Annotated in this window: 20 protein-coding genes; 11 read left to right on the forward strand and 9 right to left on the reverse strand. The window is 67.2% G+C overall.

All coding sequences use genetic code 11. From position 1 onward, the window contains the following. Nucleotide 1: 1 nt before the first annotated feature. The 8 genes from BLR29_RS07475 to BLR29_RS07510 all read right to left on the reverse strand — a co-directional run bounded on the left by BLR29_RS07475 (nt 2) and on the right by BLR29_RS07510 (nt 8,241). Complete coding sequence (locus tag BLR29_RS07475; RefSeq protein WP_092135868.1) at nt 2-610, reverse strand: nucleotidyltransferase family protein; 609 nt, start codon at nt 608-610, stop codon at nt 2-4. Then, entirely contained in the window at nt 607-1,674 is a 1,068-nt protein-coding gene (locus tag BLR29_RS07480; protein WP_092135870.1) for an XdhC family protein, read from the reverse strand. The genes BLR29_RS07475 and BLR29_RS07480 overlap by 4 nt, the downstream gene beginning before the upstream one ends. After that, nucleotides 1,647-2,210, reverse strand: coding sequence for a CoxG family protein (locus tag BLR29_RS07485; protein WP_092135871.1), 564 nt, complete (start codon nt 2,208-2,210; stop codon nt 1,647-1,649). Before BLR29_RS07485 ends, BLR29_RS07480 begins: the two co-directional genes overlap by 28 nt. After that, entirely contained in the window at nt 2,201-3,433 is a 1,233-nt protein-coding gene (locus tag BLR29_RS07490; protein WP_092135873.1) for a vWA domain-containing protein, read from the reverse strand. The genes BLR29_RS07485 and BLR29_RS07490 overlap by 10 nt, the downstream gene beginning before the upstream one ends. Nucleotides 3,434-3,437: 4 nt before the next feature. Then, nucleotides 3,438-4,334 carry an AAA family ATPase gene (locus BLR29_RS07495; RefSeq protein WP_092136655.1) on the reverse strand — a complete coding sequence of 299 codons (897 nt, stop codon included), beginning with the start codon at nt 4,332-4,334 and terminating at the stop codon, nt 3,438-3,440. A gap of 195 nt (nt 4,335-4,529) precedes the next feature. Then, entirely contained in the window at nt 4,530-5,330 is an 801-nt protein-coding gene (locus BLR29_RS07500) for an FAD binding domain-containing protein (protein ID WP_092135875.1), read from the reverse strand. 18 nt (nt 5,331-5,348) lie between these two features. After that, the gene (locus BLR29_RS07505; protein WP_092135876.1) at nt 5,349-7,736 is read right to left on the reverse strand and encodes a xanthine dehydrogenase family protein molybdopterin-binding subunit; all 2,388 of its coding nucleotides are present in this window, start codon (nt 7,734-7,736) and stop codon (nt 5,349-5,351) included. A gap of 10 nt (nt 7,737-7,746) precedes the next feature. After that, nucleotides 7,747-8,241 carry a (2Fe-2S)-binding protein gene (locus BLR29_RS07510; protein ID WP_092135878.1) on the reverse strand — a complete coding sequence of 165 codons (495 nt, stop codon included), beginning with the start codon at nt 8,239-8,241 and terminating at the stop codon, nt 7,747-7,749. A gap of 278 nt (nt 8,242-8,519) precedes the next feature. Here BLR29_RS07510 and BLR29_RS07515 point away from each other — a divergent pair, with 278 nt between their 5' ends. The 10 genes from BLR29_RS07515 (at nt 8,520) to BLR29_RS07560 (ending at nt 21,095) form a co-directional block, all read left to right on the forward strand. After that, nucleotides 8,520-9,098 (forward strand): YqaA family protein, encoded by a 579-nt coding sequence (locus BLR29_RS07515; protein ID WP_092135879.1) that lies wholly within the window; start codon nt 8,520-8,522, stop codon nt 9,096-9,098. Nucleotides 9,099-9,249: 151 nt separating this feature from the next. Beyond that, a complete protein-coding gene (locus tag BLR29_RS07520) occupies nt 9,250-13,224 on the forward strand; it encodes a DUF3683 domain-containing protein (RefSeq protein WP_092135881.1) in 3,975 nt (1,324 codons plus the stop codon). 11 nt (nt 13,225-13,235) lie between these two features. Continuing rightward, nucleotides 13,236-13,670, forward strand: a complete 435-nt coding sequence (locus tag BLR29_RS07525) for an HIT family protein (protein ID WP_092135883.1) — start codon at nt 13,236-13,238, stop codon at nt 13,668-13,670. Nucleotides 13,671-13,821: 151 nt separating this feature from the next. Next, nucleotides 13,822-15,741, forward strand: a complete 1,920-nt coding sequence (locus tag BLR29_RS07530) for an ABC transporter ATP-binding protein/permease (RefSeq protein WP_092135884.1) — start codon at nt 13,822-13,824, stop codon at nt 15,739-15,741. A gap of 64 nt (nt 15,742-15,805) precedes the next feature. Beyond that, on the forward strand, nt 15,806-16,222 hold the full coding sequence (locus tag BLR29_RS07535; protein ID WP_092135886.1) for a gamma-butyrobetaine hydroxylase family protein: 417 nt from the start codon (nt 15,806-15,808) through the stop codon (nt 16,220-16,222). A gap of 23 nt (nt 16,223-16,245) precedes the next feature. Then, nucleotides 16,246-16,977, forward strand: a complete 732-nt coding sequence (gene ubiE, locus BLR29_RS07540; RefSeq protein ID WP_092135887.1) for a bifunctional demethylmenaquinone methyltransferase/2-methoxy-6-polyprenyl-1,4-benzoquinol methylase UbiE — start codon at nt 16,246-16,248, stop codon at nt 16,975-16,977. A 51-nt stretch (nt 16,978-17,028) separates the two neighbouring features. Beyond that, nucleotides 17,029-18,030, forward strand: coding sequence for a Tim44 domain-containing protein (locus tag BLR29_RS07545; RefSeq protein ID WP_092135889.1), 1,002 nt, complete (start codon nt 17,029-17,031; stop codon nt 18,028-18,030). Nucleotides 18,031-18,142: 112 nt separating this feature from the next. Then, complete coding sequence (locus BLR29_RS07550) at nt 18,143-18,817, forward strand: ubiquinone biosynthesis accessory factor UbiJ (protein WP_092135891.1); 675 nt, start codon at nt 18,143-18,145, stop codon at nt 18,815-18,817. Nucleotides 18,818-18,887: 70 nt separating this feature from the next. Beyond that, on the forward strand, nt 18,888-20,465 hold the full coding sequence (ubiB, locus tag BLR29_RS07555; RefSeq protein ID WP_092135892.1) for a ubiquinone biosynthesis regulatory protein kinase UbiB: 1,578 nt from the start codon (nt 18,888-18,890) through the stop codon (nt 20,463-20,465). 6 nt (nt 20,466-20,471) lie between these two features. Next, complete coding sequence (locus BLR29_RS07560) at nt 20,472-21,095, forward strand: methyltransferase domain-containing protein (protein WP_092135894.1); 624 nt, start codon at nt 20,472-20,474, stop codon at nt 21,093-21,095. Nucleotides 21,096-21,107: 12 nt separating this feature from the next. Here the strand turns inward: BLR29_RS07560 and BLR29_RS07565 are convergent, their stop codons facing one another. After that, a complete protein-coding gene (locus BLR29_RS07565; RefSeq protein WP_092135896.1) occupies nt 21,108-21,704 on the reverse strand; it encodes a hypothetical protein in 597 nt (198 codons plus the stop codon). Between the two features lie 405 nt (nt 21,705-22,109). On the opposite strand from BLR29_RS07565, the gene BLR29_RS07570 reads away from it, so the two are divergent. Next, a complete protein-coding gene (locus tag BLR29_RS07570; protein ID WP_092135898.1) occupies nt 22,110-23,546 on the forward strand; it encodes a high affinity choline transporter 1 in 1,437 nt (478 codons plus the stop codon). Nucleotides 23,547-23,651 lie beyond the last annotated feature (105 nt).

Genomic DNA, 23,651 nt, shown 5'->3' on the forward strand with positions numbered 1-23,651 from the left:
CCTACGTCGGGAGATCCCCCGGCGTGTCGATGTCCCGGAACGCGCCGTCGTCCTCGGTCAGGATGCGTGTGACCGGTTGCGACTTCAGCAGTGCGCGCGCGCCCTCGTCGCCATCGAGCCGCAGCAGGTCGTCGCGCCACGCGGCGCCGAATCCCACCGGATGGCCGCGCTGGCCATTGCGCCACGGCGCGGCAATGGTGTCGGGCGTGGTGATTGTCAGCGCCACGGCGCGCACCAGTTCCATCGGCAGCCACGGCATGTCCGCCAGGGCCACCACCCAGCCGCGCGCGTCGGGGCTGGCCGCCACCGCGGCGCGCAGCGCCATGCCCATGCCGGCTTCGGCATCCGGGGCTTCGATGACGCGGCAGCCACCGCGCCGCAATTCCTCGTTCAGGGCCGGATTGCCCGGACGCACCACGGCAATCGAGTTCGGCAGCGCGGCGGCCAGCGTGCGGGCGCTGCGCCACGCTACCGTACGGCCATCGGGCAAGGTCTCCAGCAGCTTGTTGCGCTGGCCGGCCGGGTCGAAGCGCCGGCCAAATCCTGCCGCCAGAAGGACCCCGGTGGGCAGGTCGGTGGTGGTCAGCGGGGCGCGGGCGGGCCGGGTCATGAGTGTGCCGCGGAGGGGCTCGTCGCCCCCGCGGAAGGAGCGGGGGGAATCGGGCAACTGGCTTCGCCCGCGGCAATCTCGCGCGCCGCCTTGGCGCCTTCCACCTGCAGGATGTCCGGCAGCGAGACGTGGTTCTTGGCGGCGATCACCTCGGCCAGGATCGAGATCGCGATCTCCGGCGGCGTGCGGCTGCCGATATAGATGCCGACCGGCCCGTGCAGGCGCGCGAGCTCCAGCTCGGTGAGGTCGAACTCCTTGAGCCGCTCGCGCCGCGCCTGGTTGTTGCGGCGCGACCCCAGCGCACCCACGTAGAACGCCGGCGTGCGCAGCGCCTCCATCAGCGCCAGGTCGTCGAGCTTGGGATCGTGCGTCAGCGCGATCACGGCGCAACGCTCGTCCATCTTCATGTCCATCACGGTGTCGTCCGGCATCGTGCGCACCATCGTCACGCCCGGGATATCCCACGTCTCCGTGTATTCCTCGCGCGGATCGCAGACCGTCACCTGGAAGCCGAGGCCGACGGCGATCTGGCACAGGTACTTGGACAACTGCCCGGCCCCGATCACCAGCATCCGGTAGCGCGGCCCGTGGATGGTGAGCAGCGTCTTGCCGTCGAACGCCAGGCCGTCCGTGGCCTCGGCATGGCCGAGTGTGGCCGCGCCGGTGGCCATGTCGAGCGTGCGCGCCACCAGCCGGCCGCTTTCGACGAACTCCAGCAGATCGGCGATGCCGCTGGCCTTCGACAGCGGCTCCGCCACCAGTTCGATCGTGCCACCGCACGGCAGGCCGAAGCGATGGGCTTCCTCTGCGCTGATGCCGTACTTGATGGCCTCCGGCCGGTTGGCCTTGATGCCTTCGCGCCGCACACGGTCAATGATGTCGTCCTCGATGCAGCCTCCGGAGACCGAGCCCACCACGAGGCCGTCATCGCGTACCGCCAGCATCGCGCCCTCGGGGCGGGGGGAAGAGCCCCAGGTCCTGACCACCGTCACCAGCAATACGGCGTGACCTTCCTGCTGCCATCGCACGCTGCACTTCAGGACTTCGAGATCCACGCTGTCCATGATCGTTTCCGCTTTGTTTCGCTACCCTGTTCTTCGTTGCCGTCGGCCGCTTGCGCGTCGCCGGCTGCTTCGTTCGCGTCGTCATCGCCCGTCGCGCCGCCGCCCACTGCTTCGGTAAAGCGGGTGAAGAAGGCGTCGGCCATCTTTCGCGCGGCGGCGTCCACCAGCCGCGAGCCGATCTGGGCGATCTTGCCGCCCACCTGCGCCTGCACCGCATAGGTGAGCACGGTCTCGTCGCCTTCCGGCGCCAGCGTGACGCGTGCCGTCCCCTTGCCGAATCCGGCCGCACCGCCCTGTCCATCGAACTGGATGGTGTAGCTGTCCGGCGCCTGGATGTCCTGCAGCGCCATGCGGCCCTTGAAGCGCGCCTTGACCGGCCCCACCGCGGCGGTGAGGGCCAGCAGGTAGGCGTTTTCGCCGTCGGGCTCGATGCTCTCACATCCCGGAATACATTGCTTGAGCAGGGCCGTGTCGTTCAGTGCCTCCCAGGCGACCTGCTGGGGCACGGGCAGGCGCTGGGTCTGGTTCATTTCCATGTCGGCATTCCTTGGGTGACGGGCTGGCGGACATCTTCGGCCAGCAGGGATTCCAGCGCAAACAGGCTGTCCAGGTTGTGCGCGGGGCGCAGCGCGTCCACGTGCGGCAGGATGGCCTGAATGCCGCGCGCGCGGGGCGAGAATTCCGCGTAGCGCAACAACGGGTTGAGCCAGATGATGCGGTGCGCAAAGCGGCGCAGGCGAGCCATTTCCGCGTCCAGCAGGTCGATGTGTTCCAGGTCGATGCCGTCGCTGACCAGCAGCACCGTGGCGCGTCCGGCCAGCGTGCGGCGCGCCCACTGCCGGTTGAAGGTGGCCAGCGCGGCGCCGATGCGCGTGCCGCCGGCCCAGTCGCGCACCTGGCCAGCGATCAGGTTGACGGCGTCGTCGGGGTCGCGCTCGCGCAACGCGCGCGTCACGTTGGTCAGCCGCGTGCCGAACAGAAACACGTGCATGCGCTCGCGCGATTGCATCAGCGCATGGCAGAAATACAGCACGGCGCGCGAGTACTGGCTCATCGATCCCGAGATATCGAGCAGCAGGACGACGGGCGGCTTGCGCTCGGCATGCTTGCGGAACTTCCAGCGCAGCCATTCACCGTGTTGCCGGACCGCCAGCCGCGCGCTGGCGCGCAGGTCGGCACGGGTGCCGCAGGCGGCCGCCCGCAGCCGGCGCGTGCGCTGCAGCGCAAGATGGGTGCGGCGCGTGCGGACCATATGCTGCAGCGCACGCCATTCGTCGGCGGTGAGGGTTTCGAAATCGCGCTGCGCCAGCCGCTCCTGGTCGGAGAACGTCAGCGGGGCGGTGAAGCGTTCCTCGCGGCCCGGCTGGTCACGGGAGGGGGCCGGAGGGTTGCGTGCGGCGAGTGCATCGGCCAGCCGGTTGCTGCGCTTCGGCGGCGGCGCGCCGGCATCGACGCGTGGCAACAGCATCGCGCGCATCTTGCCTTCCCAGTCGGGGTCGCGCCAGAACAGATCGAAGGCGGCGTCGAACAACGGGCGCTGGTCGGGGCCGGACAGCACCAGCGCGGCCAGTGCGGCGCGGACTTCCTCGCGCGCGCCGATGTCGACATGGCACAGCGCGTCGAGCGCATCGACGGCATGCGCGGGCGACAGCCCGAAGCCGGCATCGCGCAACAGCCGCATGAAGTGCGTGACGTTGCGCGCCAGCATCGGCAGCGCGGGTGCGGCGCCTTGCAGGACGGTGGGGGCGGCGTGGGGCATCGGCCTAGGGCTCCGGGGCGGTGCCCGCCAGCAGCTCGGCCACGGTCGGGCCGTCGGCGCGGGCCAGGTCGTCCTGGTATTTCAGCAGGACCCCCAGCGTGTCCCGCACCGATTGCGGATCGAGTTCGGTCACGCCGAGCGCCGACAACGCGCGGCACCAGTCGATGGCCTCGGCGATGCCCGGCGCCTTGAAAAGGTCGATGCCGCGCAAGCGGTGGATGAAATCGACGGCCTGGTGCTGCAGCGCCACGGCGGCCTCGGGCGCGCGGGCGGCAACGATCTGCAGTTCGCGGTCGCGCCCGGGGTAGCCCATCCACTGATACAGGCAACGGCGCTTGAGCGCGTCGTGAACCTCGCGTGTGCGGTTGGACGTGACGATGATCAGCGGCGGCCGCTCGGCGCGCACCATGCCGATCTCCGGAATCGATACCTGATATTCGGACAGCACTTCCAGCAGGAAGGCTTCGAACGGCTCGTCGGCGCGGTCGATCTCGTCGATCAGCAGCACGCGCGGCACGTCAGGCGCGGCGGGGTCGGGCAGCAGGGATTCCAGCAGGGGCCGCTTGAGCAGGTAGTCGTCGTGATAGAGCGATTGCTGCTCGGGCCGCTCGCCGCGCGCTTCGGCAAGCCGCAACGCCATGATCTGGCGCGGGTAATCCCATTCATAGAGCGCGCTGGCGGCGTCGAGCCCCTCGTAGCATTGCAGCCGCAACAGGCGCGTGCCCAGCGCGCCAGCCATCGCCTGCGCCAGCGCGGTCTTGCCGACGCCGGGCTCGCCTTCCAGGAACAGCGGCCGTTGCATGCGCAGCGCCAGGTAGAGGACTGTGGCGGTCTCGCGGTCGGCGAAGTACTGCTGGCGTTCCAGGAGCGAGACGGTCTGGTCGATGGAGGTGGGGAGCATGATGAACAGCACTTTGCCGACAGGCGTGAATGGACCGCAGGGCTCGCCCCATTGCGCATGCGGACGCGGGCAGGCGGAAGGGGAGCAAGGACTCGCGGGGCGATGCGTTGGGGTGGTTGCCCGGGTTGTCGTCCGGGTTGTCGCGCGGTCGTCGCTTCGCCTCGCGGGCGCTGGCGACGACCGTCGACGTGGTGGCTACCCTTTCAGCGCCTGCTCCACCGCGCGCGCCGCCAGTACCGGAATCAGATGCGCGCGATATTCGGCTGACGCATGCAGATCGGCATTGAGCCCCGATGGATCCATCTTCACCGCGCGTGCCGCCGCCGGCGTGAAGCTGGCCACGAGCGCCTGCTCCAGTGCCGGCGCGCGGAACACGCTATCCGCCGCGCCGGTCACCGCCACGCGCACCGTCTTGCCCGTGCGCGCCACCAGCACGCCCACCAGCGCAAAACGCGAGGCCGGGTTGCGGAACTTGACGTAGGCGGCCTGGTCCGGCGCGGGGAAGCGCACGGCCGTGATCAGCTCGTCCGGGGCGAGCGCGGTTTCATACAGGCTCACAAAGAAGTTGTCGGCGGCGATGCTGCGGCGATCGGTCACCACCGTGGCGTTCAGGCCGAGCACCGCGGCCGGATAGTCGGCTGCGGGATCGTCATTGGCCAGCGAGCCGCCGATCGTCCCCATCGCGCGCACCTGCCGGTCGCCAATACCATTGGCCAGGGCCGCCAGCGCGGGGATGCGGCGCATGACTTCCGCATTGGCGGCCACGTCGGCATGGCGCGCGGCCGCGCCGATCACGATGTCGTCGCCCTCCACGCGGATGTCGGCCATGCCGGGAATGCGCGAGACGTCGATCAGCGTGGACGGCGCCGCCAGCCGCAACTTCATCGCGGCCAGCAGGCTTTGCCCGCCGGCCAGGAACTTGGCGTCGGCATCGGCCTGCAACTTCGCCACGGCGGCCTTGGCATCCGTGGCGCGTTCGAACTGGAATGCGTACATGGTTGTGGTCCTCCGTGATCAAGCCGGCTGGCCGGACTGCGCGGCCTGGATCGCCTGCCACACGCGGTGCGGCGTGGCGGGCATCTGCACATCGCGTACCCCCAGCGGCGACAACGCATCGACCAGCGCGTTGATGAACGCCGGTGGCGAACCGATCGCCCCAGCCTCTCCGCAGCCCTTTACCCCGAGCGGATTGTGCGTGCACGGGGTGCCCTTGGCGGTTTCCACCGTGAAGTCCGGCAGGTCGGCCGCGCGTGGCATCGCGTAGTCCATGTACGAGCCGGTCAGCAACTGGCCGCTGTCGGGGTCATACACGCACTGCTCCAGCATGGCCTGCCCGAGGCCCTGGCCGATGCCGCCATGCACCTGGCCTTCGACGATCATCGGATTGATGATGTTGCCGAAGTCGTCCACGGCGGTGAACTTCACCACGTGCGATTCGCCCGTGTCCGGGTCCACCTCCACCTCGCATACGTAGGCGCCCGAAGGGTAGGTGAAGTTGGTCGGATCGTAGAACGCGTTTTCGTTCAGGCCGGGTTCCAGCTTGTCGAGCGGGTAGTTGTGCGGCACGTAGGCGGTCAGCGCCACCTCGCCGAACGTCTTGGTGCGATCGGTGCCGGCCACGCGGAACACGCCGTCCTTGAACTCGATGTCGGCGTCGGACGCTTCCAGCAAATGGGCGGCGATCTTCTTGGCCTTGGCCTCGACCTTGTCCAGCGCCTTCATGATGGCCGACCCGCCCACCGCCAGCGAACGCGATCCGTACGTGCCCATGCCGAATGGCACGCGGCCGGTGTCGCCGTGGACGATCTCCACGGCGTCCAGCGCAATGCCGAGCCGGTCCGCCACGATTTGCGCGAACGTGGTTTCGTGCCCCTGGCCATGGCTGTGGGATCCGGTGAACACCGTCACCGTGCCGGTGGGATGCACGCGAATCTCGCCGACCTCGAACAGGCCCGCACGCGCGCCGAGCGCCCCCGCGATGTTGGACGGCGCCAGCCCGCATGCCTCGATGTAGCACGAGTAGCCCAGCCCGCGCAGCTTGCCGCGCTGCTTCGCGGCCTCGCGCCGCGCGGGGAAGCCGGCCACGTCGGCCAGTTCCTCGGCGCGCGCCAGGCAGGGCTCGTAGTCGCCGGTGTCATAGGTCAGCCCGACCGGCGTGGCGTATGGGAAGGTGCGGATGAAGTTCTTGCGGCGCAGCGTGGCCGGATCCATCTTCAGCTCGCGCGCGGCGGATTCCACCAGCCGCTCCACGACGTACGTGGCCTCGGGTCGGCCGGCACCGCGGTAGGCGTCCACCGGCGCGGTGTTGGTGAAGACGGCCTGCACCTCGGCATAGATCGCCGGCGTGGCGTACTGGCCGGCGAGCAGCGTGGCGTAGAGGATGGTCGGCACGCTGCTGGCGAACGTGGACAGGTACGCGCCCATGTTGGCCACCGTGTGCACGCGCATCGCCAGGAACTTCCCGTCTGCGTCCAGCGCCAGCTCGGCGCGGGTCACGTGGTCGCGCCCGTGCGCGTCCGTCAGGAAGGACTCGGAGCGTTCGGCGGTCCACTTGATCGGCCGGCCGACCTTCTTCGACGCCCACGTCAGCGCCACGTCCTCCGGATAGAGGAAGATCTTCGAGCCGAAGCCGCCGCCCACGTCCGGCGCGATGATGCGCAGCCGGGACTCGGGCAGCCCCAGCACGAAGGCGCCCATCAGCAGGCGTTCGACGTGCGGGTTCTGGTTGGCCACGTAGACCGTGTAGCTGTCGTCCTGGCGCGTGTAGCTGGCATTGACCGCGCGCGGCTCGATCGCGTTGGGGATCAGCCGGTTGTTGACGATCTCCAGCGTGGTCACGTGCGCGGCCTTTGCAAACGCGGCATCGGTGGCGGCCTTGTCGCCGTGGCCCCACGTGTAGCACGTGTTGGCGGCCACATCGTCGTGGACCAGCGTGGAGGACGCCGCGGCGGTGCCCGCGCCGACCACTGCGGGGAGCTCTTCGTACTCGACGTCGACGCGCTCGGCGGCGTCGCGCGCCTGTTGCAGCGATTCGGCGATCACCAGCGCGACCTGGTCGCCGACGTGGCGGACCTTGTCGTGCGCCAGCGCGGGATGCGGCGGCTCCTTCATCGGCGTGCCGTCGATGCTGTGGATCAGCCAGCCGCAGGGCAGGCCGCCGACCTTGTCGCCTGCCATGTCCGCGCCGGTCAGTACGGCGATCACGCCCGGGGCGGCCAGCGCCTCGGAGGTGTTGACCGACCGGATACGCGCGTGGGCGTGCGGGGATCGAACGAAATAGCCATAGCTCTGGCGCGGCAGGGTCACGTCGTCCGTGTACTGGCCATTGCCGGTCAGGAAGCGGTAGTCCTCCTTGCGCTTGACCGGGCTGCCGATGAGCGGGTGATTGTCGGGTGCGTTCATGACATCCCCCTTATTCGGCGCTGGCGGCCGCCTGGCCGCTGCGCATGCCCGACTGGCCTTGCTGCACCGCGCGGACGATGTTGTGATAGCCCGTGCAGCGGCACAGGTTGCCTTCCAGCTGGTCGCGGATGGCCTGGGCGTCGGCGTTCGGACGTTCCTTGAGCAGCGCGGTGGCAGCCATCACCATGCCGGGCGTGCAGAAGCCGCATTGCAGGCCATGGCATTCGCGGAACGCTTCCTGCATCGGGTGGAGCTGGCCGTTGGGGGCCAGGCCCTCGATCGTGGTCACGCTGGCGCCGTCCGCCTGGACCGCCAGCATGTTGCAGGACTTGACCGCGCGGCCGTCCAGGTGGACGGTGCAGGCCCCGCATTGCGCGGTGTCGCAGCCCACGTGCGTGCCGGTCAGGTGAAGCTGCTCGCGCAGGAACTGGACCAGAAGGGTGTGAGGTTCGACCTGAGCGTCAACGGGCTTGCCATTGACCGTCAGGCGGATCGGAATCGCCATGCTTGTCTCCATGTGGGTGGACGCGCATGGCCAGCTCCGCCAATCCCGAACAGCGCGGGACGGGCCACGACGCGGTACTGCCGCTTGGTTGAGACGGCTATTTCGTGATATTGGTGCTGCCGGGTTTGCCCGGTTTGCGATGAGGTCTTGAACGATTGACCGCAACAGGCTCTAACAGTTAATCACAAATCCACCGGTGCTGCCATGCGGGTTCCCCCAGCAGGGCGGGGCTGCCGCACAGACGCCGCCAAACGCCGCTTTTCCCTCGACCCTCGACAATGGAAGCCTTCATCGACTGGCTGTTTGGAACGGTTGCCTTGCCGAAAGTGGGCCTGCCCGCCATCTTCCTGGTCAGCCTGATTTCCGCCACGCTGCTGCCGCTGGGGTCCGAGCCGGCCGTGTTCGGCTATATCAAGCTCAATCCGGAGATGTTCTGGCCGGCGATCCTGGTGGCCACGCTGGGCAATACGCTGGGCGGCGCCATTGACTGGTGGCTGGGCTACGCGGCCAAGCTGGCGCTGGTGCGCTATCGTCAGCGGCGCCAGCATCTGCAGCACGAGCAGGAGCATGCCGAACACCGGGGTCACCCGCGCCATCCGCGCAAGCCGAAGCTGGACGCCAGATACTTCCGGTGGATGCGGCGCCTCGGGCCGCCGACGTTGCTGCTGTCGTGGCTGCCAGCCATAGGTGATCCATTGTGCACTCTTGCGGGGTGGCTGAGATTGTCGTTCTGGCCCAGCCTTGGCTATATGGCCATCGGCAAATTCCTGCGCTATCTGGCCATGACCGGGAGCCTGATGTGGATTCCGGACAGCTTTTGGCACGGCGTGGGCCAGCTCATCCGAGGGTGGTTCTGAGCGCAAAGGCGCAGGCAACACCGGCGAACCCCGCGGAAGTCTGGGGTTAAGGCCATGTTGCGGTGCGGCGAATCGGGGCGTTGCAGTACAATCGCCCTTTAATGACGATAATCGCGCACCGTCCCCGTGCGCAGCAGGAAGCGGTCCCGCCATGAACGCCCCACTCGTGCTCGATGCCAAGCTCGCCGCTCAGGACGCCCCGCCGCGCCTGCGCGAGATCCCTTATAACTACACGTCATTTTCGGATCGCGAGATCGTCATCCGCCTGCTGGGCGAGGAAGCCTGGCGCATCCTGGACGAACTGCGCAGCGAACGCCGTACCGGCCGTTCGGCCCGCATGCTCTACGAGGTGCTGGGCGATATCTGGGTGGTCCGCCGCAACCCGTACCTGCAGGACGACCTGCTGGAAAATCCCAAGCGCCGCCAGATGCTGGTGACCGCGCTGCACCATCGCCTGAACGAAATCGAAAAGCGCCGCGCCGCCGACCGTGCCGAGCACGCCGAGCCCGCCGCGGAAGACCGCTCGCATCGCGTGGAGCAGCTGGTCGCCTTCGCCAAGCAGGCGATCGAGTCGTTCAAGCAGGAATTCGCCGACGCCTACGACCTGCGCAAGCGCACGCAGCGCGTGCTGGGCCGCGTCACGCAGAAGGACAACATCAAGTTCGACGGCCTGTCGCGCGTCTCGCACGTGACCGACGCCACCGACTGGCGTGTGGAATATCCGTTCGTCGTGCTGACGCCGGACACCGAGGAAGAGATCGCCGGGATGGTCAAGGGCTGCTTCGAGCTGGGCCTGACCATCATCCCGCGTGGGGGCGGCACCGGCTACACCGGTGGCGCGGTGCCGCTGACGCCGTTCTCGGCCGTCATCAATACCGAGAAGCTGGAACAGCTGGGCCCGGTCGAAGAGACCGATCTGCCGGGCGTGTCGCGCAAGGTGGCCACGATCTTCTCCGGCGCCGGCGTGGTGACGCGCCGCGTGGCCGACGCCGCCGACCGTGCCGGGCTGGTCTTTGCCGTGGACCCGACGTCGATCGACGCGTCCTGCATCGGCGGCAACGTTGCCATGAACGCAGGCGGCAAGAAGGCCGTGCTGTGGGGGACCGCGCTGGACAACCTGGCCTGGTGGCGCATGGTGGATCCCGAGGGCAACTGGCTCGAGATCACGCGCATGGACCACAACCTGGGCAAGATCCATGATGTGCCGGTGGCCACGTTCGAACTGAAGTGGTCGGACGGCAACCGCGATCCGGGCGAGAAGGTATTGCGCACCGAGACGCTGGTCATCGAAGGGCGCAAGTTCCGCAAGGAAGGCCTGGGCAAGGACGTCACGGACAAGTTCCTGGCTGGCCTGCCCGGTGTGCAGAAGGAAGGCTGCGACGGCATCATCACCAGCGCGCGCTGGATCCTGCACCGCATGCCGAAGCATGTCCGCACGGTCTGCCTGGAGTTCTTCGGCCAGCCGCGCGACGCCATTCCGAGCATCGTCGAGATCAAGGATTACCTGGACGGGGAGTCCAAGCGCGAGGGCGGGGCGATCCTGGCCGGCCTGGAGCACCTGGACGAGCGCTACCTGCGCGCCGTGGGGTACGCCACCAAGAGCAAGCGCAATGCCTTCCCGAAGATGGTGCTGATCGGCGATATCGTTGGCGACGACGAAGACGCCGTGGCGCGCGCCACCTCGGAAGTGATCCGCATGGCCAACGGCAAGAGCGGCGAAGGCTTTGTCGCCGTGAGCCCGGAGGCCCGCAAGAAATTCTGGCTGGACCGCTCGCGCACGGCCGCGATCGCCCGCCACACCAACGCCTTCAAGATCAACGAGGACGTGGTGATTCCGCTGCCCCGCATGGGCGAGTACACGGACGGCATCGAGCGCATCAACATCGAGCTGTCGACCAAGAACAAGCTCAAGCTGACGGACGAGCTGGAGGCCTTCTTCGCGCGCGGCAACCTGCCGCTGGGCCGTAGCGACGACGCCAACGAAATCCCCAGCGCCGAGCTGCTCGAGGACCGCGTACAGCATGCGCTGACGCTGCTGCGCGAAATCCGCGCGCGCTGGCGTTACCTGCAGGACCACCTGGACACGCCGCTGGCCACCGCCCGCGCCGCGCTGATCGGGCACGGCCTGGGCCTGCTGGGTCCGGCATTCGAGCAACGCCTGCAACAGCAGCCCGATGCCAGCGTGTTCCATTTGCTGCAGGACCGCACGATCCGCGTGAGCTGGAAGAGCGAGATCCGGGCCGAACTGCGCAAGATCTTCAACGGCGGGGAGTTCAAGCCGATCCTGGACGAGGCGCAGAAGATCCACAAGCAGGTGCTGCGCGGCCGCGTCTTCGTGGCGCTGCACATGCACGCCGGCGACGGCAACGTGCACACCAACATCCCGGTGAACTCGGACGACTACGACATGCTGCAGGACGCCCACCGCGCGGTGGCCCGCATCATGGCGCTGGCCCGGTCGCTGGACGGCGTGATCTCCGGCGAGCACGGCATCGGCATCACCAAGCTGGAATTCCTGACCGAGGAAGAGATCGGCGATTTCCGCGCGTACAAGCAGCGCGTGGACCCGCAGGGGCGCTTCAACAAGGGCAAGCTGCTGCCGGGCGCGGACCTGCGCAATGCGTACACGCCGTCGTTCGGGCTGATGGGGCACGAGTCCATCATCATGCAGCAGAGCGACATCGGCGCCATCGCGGACAGCGTCAAGGACTGCCTGCGCTGCGGCAAGTGCAAGCCCGTTTGCGCCACGCACGTGCCGCGCGCCAACCTGCTCTACAGCCCGCGCAACAAGATCCTGGCGACCTCGCTGCTGGTGGAGGCGTTCCTGTACGAGGAGCAGACGCGCCGCGGCGTGTCCATCAAGCATTGGGATGAATTCTCGGATGTGGCCGACCACTGCACGGTTTGCCACAAGTGCGTGACGCCATGCCCGGTGAAAATCGACTTTGGCGACGTGTCCATGAACATGCGCAACCTGCTGCGCAAGATGGGCCAGAAGAAGTTCAACCCGGGTACCGCGGCGTCGATGTTCTTCCTGAACGCGACTAACCCGCAGACGATCAACATGACCCGCACGGCCATGATCGGCTGGGGCTACAAGGTGCAGCGCCTGGGCAACGAAGTGCTAAAGAAGTTTGCGAAGAAGCAGACGCAGCACCCGCCCGCCACGGTCGGCAAGCCGCCCGTGCAGGAGCAGGTGATCCACTTCATCAACAAGAAGATGCCGGGCAACCTGCCCAAGAAGACGGCGCGCGCGCTGCTGGATATCGAGGACAACGAGATCGTCCCGATCATCCGCGACCCGAAGGCGACCACCGCCGAGAGCGAAGCGGTCTTCTACTTCCCGGGCTGCGGCTCCGAGCGCCTTTTCTCGCAAGTGGGTCTGGCCACGCAGGCCATGCTGTGGCACGTGGGCGTGCAGACCGTGCTGCCGCCGGGCTACCTGTGCTGCGGTTATCCGCAACGCGGCAACGGCCAGTACGACAAGGCCGAGAAGATGGTCAGCGACAACCGCGTGCTGTTCCACCGCGTGGCGAATACGCTGAACTATCTCGACATCAAGACGGTGGTGGTGAGCTGTGGCACCTGCTACGACCAGCTGGCCGGGTATGAATTCGACAAGATCTTCCCGGGCTGCCGCATTATCGACATCCACGAATACCTGCTGGAAAAGGGTGTAAAGCTCGAGGGCGTGACCGGTACGCGGTACATGTACCACGACCCCTGCCACACCCCGATCAAGACGATGGACCCGACCAGGCTGGTCAACGACCTGATGGGCGGCAACACCGGCTTGGGCAAGATCGAGAAGAGCGAGCGTTGCTGCGGGGAATCCGGCACGCTGGCCGTGTCGCGCCCGGACATCTCCACGCAGGTCCGCTTCCGCAAGGAAGAGGAAATGAAGAAGGGTGCGGACAAGCTGCGGACCGATGGCTTCGACGGCGACGTGAAGATCCTGACCAGCTGTCCGTCGTGCCTGCAGGGCCTGTCGCGCTACAACGAGGACGCATCGGTGACGGCGGACTACATCGTGATCGAGATCGCCAAGCACCTGTTGGGTGAAGACTGGCTGCCCGAGTACGTGGCCAAGGCCAACGCGGGCGGCATCGAGCGGGTGCTGGTCTGATTGCGATCGCCATGACCCGCGAGCCGAATTGCCCACTGTGCGAAACCGACGGCGGCGAACTCGTCTGGATGGGGGATCGCGCCCGCGTGATCCTGGTCGAGCATGACCGCTTTCCCGGTTTCTGCCGCGTGGTCTGGAACGACCATTTGGCCGAGCTGACCGACCTCGACGATGCCGACCAGGCCTGGCTGATGCGCCTGGTTGCGCGGGTCGAGCGCCTGGTGCGCGAGGTCATGGACCCGGACAAGGTCAACCTGGCCGCGTTCGGCAACATGGTGCCGCACCTGCACTGGCACATCATTCCGCGCTACCGCTGGGACACCCATTTCCCGGAAGCCATCTGGGCCGCGCCCCGGCGAGCGGAGGATCCGGTGCGCCTCGGCGAGCTGGCCAGCCGGCTGCCGGCGCTGCGCACGGCACTTTCCGCGCTCGAAACCTCCAGCTGATCGCAATCCCGTAGCGCCCGTACGCGACCTTGGGTAATGTGCGGTTGCAGTCTGATACGGAACCCGCCGATGCGGCGGTGCGTCTGACACCCGTCGAACAACAACACGGCTCGCCGGCCAAAAAAGCGTGGCGGGCCAAACCGCTGGCGCCATGTCTTCCACACCGTCTTCCGTCACCGTGCCGGGTCCGGCCGTTCCGGCCGAGGCCCTCAAGATCCAGAGCCGGCTGCGCCTGGGTGCCACCTGGGCGCTGATCAAGCCCTATTGGAAGTCCGAGGACCGCAAGGCCGGGCTCGGGCTGCTGTTCCTGGTGATCGCCCTGAACCTGGGTATCGTCTACATCAACGTGCTGCTGACCGAGTGGAACCGCGTGTTCTACAACGCGCTGGAGCAGCGCGACTTCGTCTCGTTCAAGGCGCTGCTGCTGCGGTTTTCGTGGATCGCGGCCTGCTTCATCGTGCTGGCGATCTCGCGCCAGTACTACCAGATGATGCTGCAGATGCGCTGGCGGACGTGGATGACCGGCACCTTCATGCAGCGCTGGCTCGGGCACCAGGCCTACTACCGGATCGAACAGACCCACACCACGGATAACCCCGACCAGCGGCTGGCCGACGACCTGCGCCAGTTCACCGACGGCGCGCTGACGCTGTCGATGGGGTTGCTCAACTCCGTGGTGACGCTGGTGTCGTTCATCGGCATTCTCTGGGTCGTCTCCGGCCCGATCAGCTTTGCGCTGGGCGGCACCGACCTGACGATTCCGGGCTATATGGTCTGGTTCGCGGTGGGGTACGCCGTGGTGGGCTCGCTGATTGCCCACTTCGTGGGCCGCCCGCTGATCGGCCTGTCGTTCCAGCAGGAGCAATACGAAGCAAATTTCCGTTTCATGCTCGTGCGCTTGCGCGAGAACAGCGAGCCCGTGGCGCTGTATCGCGGCGAGCCGACCGAGCAGGCCGGGCTGCGCGCGCGATTCGAACGGATCCGGGCCAACTGGAACCAGCTGATGCGCTATACGCGGCGTCTTACCTTCGTGAATTCCGGCTACGGGCAGTTCGCGATCATCTTCCCGCTGCTGGTGGCCGCGCCGCGCTACTTCTCGGGCAAGCTCACGCTGGGCGGCCTCATGCAAATCAACTCGGCGTTCGGCCAGGTGCAGGGCGCCTTGTCCTGGTTCGTGGACAGCTACGCCACGCTGGTGGGCTGGAAGGCCGCCGCCAACCGTCTGATCGATTTCCAGGAAGCCATGCGCGTGGCCGAGCGCCAGGACCTGGCGCACGAAGGCCCGGGCGATATCGAGGTGGTGCAGGCCGATGGCGTGGACCGCGCGCTGAACGGCATCACCATTGCCGGCCTGGAATTGGCGCTGCCGGTGCGCGGCGGGACCAGCCAGGACGATGGCGGGGTCGATACGGAGCGTCACCCGGGGCAGCGGCCGCTGGTCGCGCCGTTTTCGCTCTCGATCGCGCCCGGCGAACGCTGGCTTGTCAACGGACCGTCCGGCTGCGGCAAGAGCGTGCTGTTCCGCGCACTGGCGGGGATCTGGCCGTACGGCAGCGGCCGCATCACCGTGCCGGAGAAACGCCTGATGTTCCTGCCGCAGCGCAGCTATCTGCCGATTGGGACGCTGGCCGACGCGCTTTCCTACCCGGACGCCGGCAACGCCCACTCGTGCGAGACCCTGGAGCATGTGCTGCGCCAGGCCCGGCTGGGCATGCTCACGAAGCAGCTCGACGTCTTCGACAACTGGTCGCTGCGGCTGTCGCCCGGCGAGCAGCAGCGGCTGGCCTTCGCCCGCGCATTGCTGCAGAAGCCCGACTACCTGTTCCTGGACGAGGCCACCAGCGCGCTGGATGAGGAGACCGAAGGCGCCATGTACAAGCTGGTGGTCGACACCTTGCCCGCGGCGGCGATCATCAGCATCGCCCACCGCAGCACCGTCGCCGCGTTCCACGACCGACGCCTGCGCTACCTCCCCGTCGATGGCGGCGGTCGTGACGAAAGCGGCGCCGGGCCTCGGGATGGGCAAGGCGGGGGCGGTGGAGTAAGCTATCGGGTCGTACAAGACGCGTGACGGCGCCGTCGCGGCCTGACTCGCATTGCGGGTGGGGCCACGGCGCGGTGCCGTCCCCACCATCATGGCTGGCCTGGAAAAAGATACCCCTCACCCCACCGCGCTGACCGTCCACACGCAGTCTCGCGTGCTGGAAATCGGCTTCGACAACGGCCGCACGTGGCGCCTGCCGTTCGAGTTGCTGCGCGTGTTTTCGCCTTCCGCCGAGGTTCAGGGCCACGGCCCGGGCCAGGAAACGCTGCAGACCGGCAAGCGCGACGTCGGCATCGCGGCCGTGGAACCCGTGGGCAACTACGCGATCCTGATCCGCTTTGACGACGGCCACGACACGGGCATTTACTCGTGGGAGCTGCTGTACCGCCTGGGCGACCAGCAAGACGTGCTCTGGGCCGATTACCTCAAGCGGCTGGAAGCCGCCGGCGTGGACCGCGACACGCCCATGATCGCCGCCGGCGGCCACGCCTGTGGCCATCACCACTGATTTCTGAATCTGGAGTCCGAGAGATGAGCGAAACCCACTTCGGGTTCGAGAAAGTCGACGAAGCGGAGAAGGCCGGCAAGGTTGCGGGCGTCTTCCATTCGGTGGCGAGCAAATACGATGTGATGAACGACCTGATGTCCGGTGGCATGCACCGGATCTGGAAGATGTTCACGATTGCCCAGGCCAATGTGCGGCCGGGCCAGAAAGTGCTGGATATCGCCGGCGGCACGGGCGACCTGGCCAAGGCGTTCGCGAAGCAGGCCGGTCCGACGGGCGAGGTCTGGCTGACCGACATCAACGAATCCATGTTGCGGGTAGGACGCGACCGCCTGCTGGACAAGGGCGTCGCCACCCCGGTGGCGCTTTGCGACGCGGAGAGAATTCCTTTCCCGGACAACTACTTCGACCTGGTTACGGTGGCGTTCGGCCTGCGCAACATGACCCACAAGGATGCGGCGCTGGCCGAGATGCGCCGCGTGCTGAAACCGGGCGGCAAGGTCATGGTCCTGGAGTTTTCCAAGGTCTGGAAACCCCTGGAAAAGGCCTACGACGTCTATTCTTTCAAGGTCCTGCCCTGGCTGGGCGAGCGTGTGGCCGGGGATGCCCCTAGCTATCGCTATCTCGCGGAATCGATCAGAATGCATCCAGACCAGGGTTCACTTGTCCGCATGATGGAACAAGCCGGGCTCGAGAAGGTCGAATACTTCAATCTGACGGCCGGAGTGGTGGCGCTCCACGTCGGGAGAAAGTACTAATTCGCCATGTCCGGCCCTCGATGGGCTGGAAATGACAGGGGATCACAGAATATGTCTTCTTTACGTGGAAAATTCCTGGCCATGTCGCTGATTGCGACGCTGGCCCTCGGGGTCGCGCTGGACGCCAATGCCAAACGGCTGGGCGGCTCGCGCAGCGTTGGCAAGCAGTCGTCCAGCGTGACGCAGCAACGCCAGCAGGCACCGGCGCAGAATGCGCCAGCCCAGCAGCAACCGGCTCAGCAGCCCAATCAGGCAGCGCCCGCCACGGCTGGTGCAGCCGCCGGCGGTGCCGCCGCCGCGGCGCCCAAGCGTAACTGGGGCGGCATGCTGGGTGGCCTGGCGGCCGGCCTGGGTCTCGGCTACCTGCTGTCGCACTTCGGCCTGGGCGGCGCAGCCGCCAGCTTCCTGGCCAACGTGATCATGATCGCGGCCATCGCCCTGCTGGCGCTCTGGCTGTTCCGCAAGTTCCGTGGCGGCAGCGCCCGCCCGCAGCAACCGGCCTACGCCGGCATGGGCAACAACGGATTGGGCGGCGGCATGCCGCGCAGCGCCGAGCCGACACTGCGCGAGCCCGAGCCGGCGCAACCGGCGTCTTACGGTGGCGCGTCGTCGGCACCGGTCATGGCCGGCGCGGCGGCCGGGGCAGCCGGTGTGGCAGCGGCTCCGCAGCCTTGGGGTGTGCCGGCGGACTTCGACACCGAATCCTTCCTGCGTAACGCCAAGGTTCACTACGTCCGCCTGCAGGCCGCGTGGGACGCCGGCAACCTCGACGATATCCGGGAATTCACCACCCCGGAAATGTTCGCCGAGATCAAGATGGACCTGTCCGAACGGGGCGCCGAGGTCAACAAGACCGACGTCGTCACGCTGGATGCGCAACTGCTCGGTATCGAGTCGACGGCGGCCCAGCACATCGCCAGCGTGCGCTTCTCGGGCATGATCCGCGAGCGTGCGGGCGATCCGGCCCAGCCGTTCGGGGAAGTCTGGAACCTCGCCAAGGCCACGTCGGGTACCGGCGGCTGGCTGCTGGCCGGCATCCAGCAGGAGTCCTGAGCATGGCCGCGCCTGCCCGCATCAGGTGATGCGGCGGGCGAGTAGCTTAGAATGGAGGCCCACGCGTGCGTGGGCCTTTTTTATTGGGCATGATCCCCGCAATCCGGACGCCATGAACGCTCTGCCTACCTCGCTGGCCTCGCCGATCGTCGCCGCGCTGAACCACCTGATTGAACAGGAGCCCTGGGCCTGCAGCCTGCTGGCGCCCTTTGCTGGCCGCGTGATCCGCTTTGACGCGGCCGCCTTTGCGCTGTCGCTGAAGGTGACGGAGCAGGGCGGCATCGAACAGGCCCCTGCGGCAGATGGCGCCGCCGTGACGCTGATCGTGCCGCTGCAGCAATGGCCACTGGTGGTGGCCGATGTGGCGGAAGGCGGGCAGGCCGCGGCGATGCGCCATGTCCGGATCGAGGGCGATGCCGAACTGGCCAACGTCGTCTCCACGCTGGCTCGCAACCTGCGCTGGGACGCCGCCGAAGACCTGTCGCGCGCGTTGCGCGGCGTCATGGGCGGCCCGGTCAGCGACAGCGTGGCCCAGCGCATGGTCGACGGCGCCCGTCAGGTGCATGAAGGCGCCACGCGCGTGGGCCGTGCGTTGCTCGACAACGTGACCGAATATTTGCTCGACGAACAGCCGACCCTGGTGCGCCACGCGGCGCTGGATGGGTTTGGCGCCGACGTGGCTCGCCTGCGCGACGACCTGGCGCGGCTGGAAAAGCGCCTGGAGCGGCTGGAGCGGCAATCGCCGGCCACCGGTAGTCCGGGCGCGCTGCCATCCGCCCACCGCTGATCCCGCCAACGCCTTCGCCATGTTGCTTCCCGTTGCCGCGCCGCGCGGCTCCGCTTTCTGAAGACCCCGCATGACCCGCCTCCTGCGTCTCTGCAAGATCATCTTCGTCATCCTGTACTACGGGCTCGATGAACTCGTCCTGTCCGGCTTCAAGAGCCGGCGCATCAAGTTCCTGGTACGCGTCATCACCATCGGACGCAAGCTCGAGCAGCCGCGCGGCGAACGCCTGCGCATGGCGCTGACCGCGCTGGGCCCGATCTTCGTGAAGTTCGGCCAGGTGCTGTCCACGCGTCGCGATCTGATGCCACCGGACATTGCCGACGAACTCGCCAAGTTGCAGGACCAGGTGCCGCCGTTCGATTCGGTGGTGGCCGTGAAGATCATCGAGAAGTCGCTGGGCCGCCCGCTTGCGCAACTGTTCGAGAACTTCGAGCACCAGCCCGTGGCCAGCGCGTCGATCGCCCAGGTGCACTTTGCCACGCTGCGCGGCGGATCGAACCATGGCCGCGAGGTAGCGGTGAAGGTGCTGCGCCCCGGCATGTTGCCGGTGATCGACAGCGACCTCGCGCTGATGCGCGACATGGCCACATGGCTGGAGCGCGTCTGGGTGGATGGCCGCCGCCTGAAGCCGCGCGAAGTGGTGGCCGAGTTCGACAAGTACCTGCACGACGAGCTGGACCTGATGATCGAGGCGGCCAACGCCAGCCAGCTGCGCCGGAATTTCGCGGACAGCAACCTGCTGCTGGTGCCCGAGGTGTTCTGGGACTGGTGCACGAGCAGCGTGTTCGTGATGGAGCGCATGCATGGCATTCCGATCTCGCGCACGGAATCGCTCAAGGCCGCCGGCGTGGACATGCACCAGCTGGCCGAGGAGGGGGTGGAGATCTTCTTCACGCAGGTGTTCCGCGACGGCTTCTTCCACGCGGACATGCACCCCGGCAACATCCTGGTGTCGATCCGGCCGGAGACGTTCGGGCGCTATATCGCGCTGGATTTCGGCATCGTCGGCGCGCTGTCCGAGTTCGACAAGAATTACCTGGCGCAGAACTTCATTGCGTTCTTCCGCCGCGACTATCACCGTGTGGCGCTGCTGCACGTCGAATCCGGCTGGGTGCCGCGCGAGACGCGGGTGGAGGAACTGGAATCCGCCGTGCGCGCGTGCTGCGAGCCCTATTTCGACAAGCCGCTGCGCGAGATCTCGCTGGGCATGGTGCTGATGCGGCTGTTCCAGACGTCGCGCCGCTTCAACGTGGAAATCCAGCCGCAGCTGGTGCTGCTGCAGAAGACGCTGCTCAATATCGAAGGGTTGGGCCGTCAGCTCGATCCCGAACTCGACCTCTGGAAAACCGCCAAGCCGTTCCTGGAACGCTGGATGTACGAGCAGGTGGGCTGGCAGGGCGCGTGGGAGCGCATCAAGGTGGAAGCCCCGCAGTGGGCCAAGATGCTGCCGGATTTTCCGCGCCTGGCGCACCAGTTCCTGGAAAATCGCGCCATGCAGAACAACGGCGAGCAGGAGCGGCTGCTGGCGCAGCTCGTCGTCGAACAGCGGCGGACCAATCGCCGGCTGTCCACGGCGCTGCTGCTGGTCGGCGGCTTCCTGGTGGGTATCGTGCTCGTGCAGGCGCTGGCCTGGGCCGGCTACTGGTAACGGACGATGAGCGCCACCGAGGATTCCAGGCCAGTGTTTGAAACCCGCAATGCCGCCGATGCCGCATTCTGGGACGAACGCTTTGCCCGCAACTTCACCCCCTGGGATGCGCGCGGCGTGCCGGCGGAATTTCAGGCGTTTGCCCAGGCGATGGCGCCGTGCTCGACGCTGGTTCCGGGGTGCGGGAATGGCTGGGAAGCGGGCTGGCTGGCCGAGCGGGGCTGGCCGGTGACGGCCATCGATTTCTCCGCCGAGGCGGTGGCCTCGGCGCGCCGCGCTCTCGGGCCGGCGGGGGCGGTGGTGCAGGAGGCGGATTTCTTCGACTTCACGCCGGAGCCGCCTTGCACGCTGATCTACGAACGCGCCTTCCTGTGCGCGCTGCCGCCGGCCCTGCGCGAATCCTACGGCGAACGGGCGGCGGCGCTGCTACCGCCGGGCGGCCTGCTGGCCGGCTACTTCTTCATTGGCGATGCCCGTGGCGGTCCGCCGTTCGCGATGCCGGAATCGGATCTCAACGCCTTGCTGTCGCCAGCCTTCGAGCAAATCGAGGATCGTCCTTCCGCAGCGCCCCTGCCGGTGTTCACCACCGGGCAGGAGCGCTGGCAGGTCTGGCGCCGTCGTCAGGCCTGAGGCGCCGCTCCCTTAGCCACGCTGGCGGCCGTTGTGCTTTTCGCGGTAAATGCCGCCGCTGGCGTGGTTCTCCGTCCGATCGATGGCGCGCTGCTCGCCCGCGCCGACATGGCCGTTGCGGCCGGCACGTGCCTCCGTGCGATCCACGTGCGCCTGGCCGCGCTCCAGCCGCGCCGTCTCCCGGTTAGTCAGCGAGCCGTTCTGCACCCCGTTGCGAATCCGCGTCTCCTGGTTGATGTTGCGCTGCACATCGGCCTGCGTCCTCTGCGACGACGCGCTGTCCGGATTGCCAATCCTGCCGTTATGGGTGTCGCGGGCGATGTCCTGGCTCACGCGGTTCTGGGCATTCTGGATCCGGGCCTGCTCCTGCGGCGATACCGAGCCGTTCTTCATGGCGTTCGCTTCCATCCGGTCGACCTTGGCGGTCTGCTTTTCCAGGCTGGAGGCTTCCTTCGTGGTCAGCGCGCCGGACTGCAGGCCATTCTCGATGCGCTGCTGCTGGTTCACGTCGCGTTGCACTTCATGGGTGACGGCGCCGGTCTGGGCGCTGGCAATGCCGGACAGGGCGGCGGCCATCAGGCCGGCGAGCAGCAGGGGGGTACGCGTCATGGTGGATTCCTCCGTTGTGGGTTTGCGTTCGGGCCGCCCGCCGCAGGCAAGACGGCGGTGGCCTGCCTGCACTAATGCGGGAGGCCGGATGCCCGCCGACCGGAGGTTTGTAAGCCGTGTAACCGGCGGTTTCGGCGCCCGCGCAACAAGGGGCGCGCCTCCGGTGACCCCGGCGATGCACCGATGTGGGGAAATGCCTGCGTCCGGGAATTTTTTTCTCCCACGAAGGTCTGCGTCGCTATAATCCGCGTTTTGATTCGGCTACGACCGCATTTGCCCGCCCCGGGCGCCCGCGGCCCCGACCGATGAATTGGACTCCGGCTGGTGCCGGCCGCTCAGGTTGCGGCGCACCCGGCCGGCTTTCGGTTTTTCGCCACCAGGGCATTTCTGGGATAGGGCAGCGGCATGCTGATCTGGTTCGTCATCGTCTATTGGGTTATCTCGGTCGGTATCGGCCTGTGGGCGGCGCTGCGCGTCAAGGGCACCGCAGACTTCGCCGTCGCCGGACGCAGCCTCCCGTTCTATATCGTCACCGCCACGGTGTTCGCCACGTGGTTCGGCTCCGAGACCGTGCTGGGCATTCCGGCCGTATTCCTCAAGGAAGGGCTGTCGGGCGTGGTGTCCGATCCCTTTGGTTCCTCCCTCTGCCTGATCCTCGTGGGATTGTTCTTCGCCCGGCCGCTGTACCGGATGAACCTGCTCACGATCGGCGACTACTATCACAACCGCTACGGACGGCTGGCCGAAGTGCTGACCACGCTATGTATCGTGGTGTCGTACCTTGGCTGGGTGGCCGCGCAGATCAAGGCGCTGGGCCTGGTGTTCTATACGGTGTCCGACGGCGCGCTGTCGCAGGACGCCGGCATGATGATCGGCGCAGCCAGCGTGCTGGTCTATACGTTGTTCGGCGGCATGTGGTCGGTGGCCGTGACCGACTTCATCCAGATGATCATCATCGTGGTCGGCATGCTCTACATCGGCTACGAGGTCAGCGGGCAGGCCGGCGGCGTGGCGGCCGTGGTGTCGCATGCGGCGGCGGCTGGCAAGTTCGAATTCCTGCCGTCGCTGGACCTCGTACAGATCATTGGCTTTGCGGCGGCGCTGTTCACGATGATGCTGGGCTCGATTCCCCAGCAGGATGTGTTCCAGCGCGTCACCTCGTCACGCACGGAGCAGATTGCCGGCCGCGCCTCGGTTCTGGGCGGCGTGCTGTACTTCTTCTTCGCCTTCATCCCGATGTTCCTGGCCTACTCGGCCACGATGATCGACCCGACGATGGTGGAGAAATACATCAACGCGGATTCCCAGCTGATCCTGCCGCAGCTCATCCTGACCCACGCGCCGATGTTCGCGCAGGTGATGTTCTTCGGGGCGCTGCTGTCGGCCATCAAGAGTTGCGCCTCGGCCACGTTGCTGGCGCCGTCCGTGACCTTTGCCGAGAACATCCTGCGCCCTTATTTCCGGCACCTGAGCGACAAGCAGTTCCTGCGCGTGATGCAGTGTGTGGTGCTGGTATTCACGACGCTGGTGACGTTGTTCGCGCTGAACTCGCACCTGTCGATCTTCCACATGGTCGAGAACGCCTACAAGGTGACGCTGGTGTCGTCGTTCGTGCCGCTGGCCTTTGGCATGTTCTGGAAGCCGGCCACCCGCCAGGGCGGACTGGCCGCGATCCTTCTGGGCCTGACGTCATGGCTGACGTGCGAGGTGACATTCGCCGACGCGACGGTGCCGCCGCAGATGGTGGGGCTGCTGTTCTCGATTGGCGGCATGGTCGTGGGATCGCTGATGCCGCAATGGATCAGCGATCGGCCCGGTGTCCGGGAAGTGCATATTGCTTAACTTGTGGCGCGTCGGCTGGTCCGGCGCGCAGGCAGGAACCCGATCCGAGGCACTGGAACTCTCGTCCCGCGGCGTCGCTGTGCGATGGCAAAACAGGGCGCGCGA

It is taken from the genome of Cupriavidus sp. YR651, assembly GCF_900101625.1.
GTDB lineage: Bacteria > Pseudomonadota > Gammaproteobacteria > Burkholderiales > Burkholderiaceae > Cupriavidus.